The organism is Nocardia sp. NPDC059228, assembly GCF_042754245.1.
GTDB lineage: Bacteria > Actinomycetota > Actinomycetes > Mycobacteriales > Mycobacteriaceae > Nocardia.
On the sequence record NZ_JBHZAL010000115.1, the window covers coordinates 1 to 1,352 of the forward strand.

Consider the following 1,352-nt stretch of genomic DNA (forward strand, 5'->3'; position numbering starts at 1 on the left):
TGAATCCCCCCGGGTCCGGTGCACACCTGTTTATCTGTCACCGGCCGGTTGTCCGGCGCGGTGTGCATAGTAGTCGGCCTCGTATTCGACCGGTGGTTTGCGACCGAGCCGGTGCATAAGACGGGATCCGTTGAACCAGCTCACCCAGTCCGCGGTGAGCAACTCGACGTCGGCCAGCCTGGTCAAAGGGCCACGCCGAAACGGTGAATCGTCACGAACCGCTTCGGTCTTGTAGAGCCCAATCGTGGTCTCCGCCAACGCATTATCGTATGCATCACCCACCGAGCCGATCGAGGGAACCATCCCCGACAGCAATAACGTCTCACCCAGGCGCACCGACGTATATTGCGACCCGGCGTCCGAATGATGAATCGTGCCACCCGCCAACGGATTTCCCTCACGCTCACGAACAGCAGCCGCTTGACGGATCGCGGAGTTCACGAACGCGGTCTGCTTGCTGGTCGAGCACTCCCAGCCCAGGATCCTGCCCGCGTAAGCGTCGATCACGAACGCTGTGTAAACGAACGATCCCGTGACCAACCGTACATAGGTGAAATCCGCGACGAGCAGCAGGTTCGGTGCCGGAACTCGAAACTGGCGATCGACCAGATCCGGTGCCCGCGAGGCCGCCGGGTCTGCTTCGGTGGTGCGGATCTTCTTGCACCGCACCACCCCTCGCCACCCGTTGGCGCGCATCAGTCGCTCCACCGTGCAGCGAGCGACCGGGATGCCCTGGCGTTGCAGGTGCGCCCACATCTTCTCGGCACCGTAGAGAGATTCCGGCTGCCTCCGGCCCTTCTCGTCGGGCTCGTAGATCCCGGCGAGGATTTCGGTGACCGCGGTGTCCCACAGGGCCCGTTTCGAGGGTGCACGTTTCACCCAGGCATGGAAGGTTCTCGGGGCGATCTTGCATCCATGCGCGGTCAGCGCACGACAGATCGGAGCGACCCCGAACCGAGTTCGATGCTCGGCGATGAACCTGCAAATCACCGCTGTCGCGGGTCGCTCTCCCGCGCGAAGAAACTCGTTGCGGCCTTGAGGATTTCGATCGTCTGCTCCAGCTCGGCGATCTTGCGTTTCTGCTCGCGGATCACCTTCGCCGACTCCGAGGTCGTGCCCTCGACCTCACCGGCGTCGATCGCGCCTTGACGGATCCATTTGCGCAGGGTCTCCGCGGTCATGCCCAACCGGGCCGAGACCGCTTTGATCGCGGCCCACTCACTGTCGTAATCGTCGCGATGGTCGACGACCAGCCGGACAGCCTTGGCCTTGGTCGCTTCGTCGTACTTCGATGGCATGGTCTGCCCATCCTCCTCAAGAAAGGAGGTGAGCACCAAACCCGGTGGGATTCA

1 protein-coding gene is annotated in these 1,352 nt (G+C 62.9%); it reads right to left on the minus strand.

All coding sequences use genetic code 11. The features are described from left to right. Positions 1–30: 30 nt before the first annotated feature. Positions 31–1,298 (minus strand): IS3 family transposase gene (locus ACFXKA_RS42820; protein WP_379431879.1). Its coding sequence is split into 2 segments (ribosomal slippage): positions 31–1,025 and positions 1,025–1,298, totalling 1,269 coding nucleotides; the frame shifts between segments, so codons are not numbered across the junction. Positions 1,299–1,352 lie beyond the last annotated feature (54 nt).